Origin of the sequence: Mesorhizobium sp. M1A.F.Ca.IN.022.07.1.1, assembly GCF_003997575.1 — a bacterium.
Taxonomy (GTDB): domain Bacteria; phylum Pseudomonadota; class Alphaproteobacteria; order Rhizobiales; family Rhizobiaceae; genus Mesorhizobium.
Map to the genome: position 1 here is coordinate 1 of NZ_RZST01000470.1, position 3,631 is coordinate 3,631.

The following is a 3,631-nucleotide window of genomic DNA, read 5'->3' on the forward strand; positions in this document are numbered from 1 at the left end:
CCGCACTGCTGGCCAAGGGCGACGACAACTCCTTCATGAACCGCATCACCCTGGCGCTGCGCGAGAAGCTCGTGCCGACCGGCGATGACGATCGGCCTCCGCCCAAGGCGCCAAAACAGCAGAGCCATATCCGCCAGGCCCGCCCGCAGCAGCCGCCGGCGAAGGTTCCCGAGAGCGGGCCGATGGCCGCGATGCTGAAGAAGCTGTTCGGAAAAGACTGAGCGTCGAAACGATCATGCCAAGGGCTTGACGATCGTCCGCGCTTTCGCCCATAGCCCTCACCAAATCTCGAATTCCCGATAGGACCGGACGAACATGGGTTTCAAATGTGGCATCGTTGGCTTGCCCAACGTCGGCAAGTCGACGCTGTTCAACGCGTTGACCAGGACGGCTGCCGCGCAGGCCGCCAACTATCCTTTCTGCACCATCGAGCCGAACACCGGCGAGGTGGCGGTTCCGGACCCGCGGCTGCAGAAGATCGCCGCGATCGGCAAATCGAAGGAGATCATCCCGACCCGCATCTCCTTCGTCGACATTGCCGGACTGGTGCGCGGCGCCTCCAAGGGCGAAGGTCTGGGCAACCAGTTCCTCGCCAACATCCGCGAGGTCGACGCCATCGTGCATGTGCTGCGCTGCTTCGAGGATGACGACATCACCCATGTCGAAGGCCGCATCGATCCGGTCGCCGACGCCGAGACCGTCGAGACCGAGCTGATGCTCGCCGATCTCGAAAGCCTGGAGCGCCGCATCGTGCAGGTCCGCAAGCGCGCCGCCGGCAAGGACAAGGAAGCAATGACCGTTCTGCCGATGATGGAGGCGGCGCTCGAACTGCTGCAGGCAGGTCGCCCGACCCGCGTCCTGCTCAATGGCATCGCGGCGGAGGATTTGCGCATCCTGCAGGGCCTGAACCTGCTCACATCGCATCCCGTGCTCTATGTCTGCAACGTCGCTGAGGCGGACGCTGCCACGGGAAACGAGCATACAAAGGCGGTGGAGAAGATGTCCGCCGCGCAGGGCGCCGGCACGGTGGTGATCTCGGCGGCGATCGAGGCGGAAGTTGCCCAGCTTTCCGACGAGGAGGAAATGGAGTTCCTCGCCTCGATCGGCCTTGACGAGCCGGGCCTCAACAAGGTGATCCGCGCCGGCTACGAGCTCTTGCATCTGATCACCTATTTCACCGTCGGGCCGAAGGAGACGCGCGCCTGGACGATCCACAAGGGCGATAAGGCACCGCAAGCTGCCGGCGTCATTCACACCGACTTCGAACGTGGTTTCATCCGCGCCCAGACGATCTCCTACAACGACTTCGTCACGCTCGGCGGCGAAGTGGCGGCCAAGGAAGCCGGCAAGGCCCGCGACGAAGGCAAGGAGTATGTCGTCCAGGACGGCGACATCATGCTGTTCAAGTTCAACACCTGAGTGCCTGGCTGGCTCACCAGAAAGGACTTGACCAAATTGGCTCGGGCCTCCATCCGGGATGCCCGCCTTCGGGATCACGCGTTCGTCAACCGGATTGCCGACATGACCGGAAAGACCTGGGCCTATGAGGATTTCGTCGAGGGCGCCTCGCTCGACCTCGGCAGCAAGAATGTGAGCGCCGCCGAGATCATCGAGTTTGCCAGCGAATTCGATGCCCAGCCGATGCATCTCGACGAGGCGGCCGGCAAGGCCAGCATCCTGGGCGGCCTTTCGGCTTCGGGCTGGCACACTTGCGCGATGTTCATGCGCATGCTGTGCGATGCCTTCCTGCTCGATTCGACCTCGCAAGGCTCACCCGGCATCGAGCACGTCAAATGGAAGAAGCCGGTTCTGGCCGGTGACCGTCTCACCGGCAAGGTCACCGTGCTTTCCAAGCGCCAGTCCAAGTCGCGGCCGCAGATCGGCCTCGTCAGCATGCGCAGCGAGCTGTTCAACCAGCGCGGCGAATGCGTCTTCGAGCTTGACAACACCGGCATGTTTCTGACCCGCGGGGCCGTCGCGTGACCCTGGACGAGTATTTCCTCATCGGCCAAACCGTCACCCTCGGCGCGCACAAATTCGAGGCCGACGAGATCAAGGCGTTCGCCAGGAAATACGATCCGCAAATCTTCCATGTCGACGAGGAGGCGGCGAAGGAGAGCATGCTTGGCGGTCTCTGCGCCTCCGGCTGGCACACCGCCGCCACCTGGATGAAATACAACCTCGAAAAGCGCATGGAGACCGAGGGCGTGCGTTGGACCGGTCCCGGCCCGCAGCCCGAATTCGGCCCCTCGCCCGGGTTTCGCAACCTCAAATGGCTGAAGCCGGTCTATGCCGGCGAAACCGTGACCTTCACCCGCACAGCGCTTGCCCATCGACCCCTTGCCGGCCGCCCCGGCTGGAGCCTGCTCACGCTGCGTTCCGAAGGTTTCGACTCCAGCGGCGATAAGGTTATCGAGTTCGACAGCGCGGTGCTGGTCAAGGTGGAGTAGCGAATGGTGAATAGTGAATGGTGACTAGTGAACCATTCCCTATTCACGACTCACTATTCACCATTCAACACTGATCAATGCCCCTCGAAGCCGATCAGCGTCCTTACCGGCACGCCGAGAGCTTCCAGTTTCTGGCGCCCGCCGAGATCCGGCAGGTCGATGACGAAGCAGGCGGCAACGATGTCGGCGCCGATCTGCCTGAGCAGCTTGACGGCCGCCTCCGCCGTGCCGCCGGTGGCGATCAGATCGTCGACCAGGATCACCTTCTCGCCTTGCGAGACGCCGTCCTTGTGCATCTCCATCTCGTCCAGACCGTATTCGAGGCTGTAGGCGACGCGCACGGTCTCGTAAGGCAGCTTGCCCTTCTTGCGGATCGGGACGAAACCCGCCGAAAGCTGATGCGCCACTGCGCCGCCCAGGATAAAGCCGCGCGCCTCGATGCCGGCGATCTTGTCGATCTTCAGCCCGGCGTAAGGATGCACAAGCTCGTCGATTGCCCGGCGAAAGGCGCGAGCGTCGCCGAGCAGCGTGGTGATATCGCGAAACAGGATGCCGGGTTTGGGGTAATCCGGAATGGTGCGGATGGCCGCAAGCAGCGTGTCTTCGAGCGAGGGTTTCATGAGACGAGCTCCGCGTGTCCGGCTGTCGGGTATAACGGCGTCGACGCGCCCGGCGCAACGCAACCAACAACGGCTACCGCGATGGAGCCCGGGAGACAAGCGCGTCCGGCAAAGGATCGGCATCGCCTGCCTTGCTCCCGTGTCGGCGCCGCAAGCGAAAAGGGCGCCCGCTGGCGCCCTTGCAGAAACGTCGGCGACGGACGGCTCACATGCCGAGGTCGGACCGCAGCTCGGATCGCGCCACCTTGAACTCGGTCTTGAAATCGGGCCGGCTGAGCAGGACCGCGGCGATCGCGCTGCCGGAAATCTTGCCCATCTCGACATCCGACGGATAATGGATGCCGCCGACCACGCGGTTATGGGCATATTCGGCCGCGCGGGCCATGATCTCGGCCCGCTTCTCCGGCACCATGTCGGACAGGATGATGCCCATCATGGTGCCGACCGTCGCATGGCCCGACGGCCAGGAACCGGAATTCGACAGCTCACCGCGGGTTTGACCAGATCACTGAGCTGATGCGGACGCGGCCGCTTCCAGACGTCCTTGGCCGGATCGACGAC

The 3,631-nt window shown here is 63.5% G+C and carries 4 protein-coding genes and 2 pseudogenes; 4 read left to right on the forward strand and 2 right to left on the reverse strand.

Features of this window, described 5'->3' with window-relative positions; all coding sequences use genetic code 11:
- From EOA75_RS30480 to EOA75_RS30495, 4 genes and pseudogenes are all read left to right on the forward strand, one after another.
- Nucleotides 1–221 (forward strand): annotated as a pseudogene (locus EOA75_RS30480) (aminoacyl-tRNA hydrolase); the annotation flags it as partial.
- A gap of 94 nt (nucleotides 222–315) precedes the next feature.
- Nucleotides 316–1,419: a redox-regulated ATPase YchF gene (gene ychF / locus EOA75_RS30485; protein ID WP_127325889.1), complete on the forward strand. Its 1,104-nt coding sequence runs from the start codon at nucleotides 316–318 to the stop codon at nucleotides 1,417–1,419.
- 102 nt (nucleotides 1,420–1,521) lie between these two features.
- Entirely contained in the window at nucleotides 1,522–1,983 is a 462-nt protein-coding gene (locus EOA75_RS30490; protein WP_127325890.1) for a MaoC family dehydratase, read from the forward strand.
- Nucleotides 1,980–2,450: a MaoC family dehydratase gene (locus EOA75_RS30495; protein WP_067326553.1), complete on the forward strand. Its 471-nt coding sequence runs from the start codon at nucleotides 1,980–1,982 to the stop codon at nucleotides 2,448–2,450. Before EOA75_RS30490 ends, EOA75_RS30495 begins: the two co-directional genes overlap by 4 nt.
- Before the next feature lie 74 nt (nucleotides 2,451–2,524).
- On the opposite strand, the gene EOA75_RS30500 is transcribed toward EOA75_RS30495, so the two are convergent.
- Both EOA75_RS30500 and EOA75_RS35850 read right to left on the reverse strand, forming a co-directional pair.
- Nucleotides 2,525–3,070, reverse strand: a complete 546-nt coding sequence (locus EOA75_RS30500) for an adenine phosphoribosyltransferase (RefSeq protein WP_066994354.1) — start codon at nucleotides 3,068–3,070, stop codon at nucleotides 2,525–2,527.
- A gap of 205 nt (nucleotides 3,071–3,275) precedes the next feature.
- Nucleotides 3,276–3,631, reverse strand: a pseudogene (locus EOA75_RS35850) (phosphatase PAP2 family protein); the annotation flags it as partial.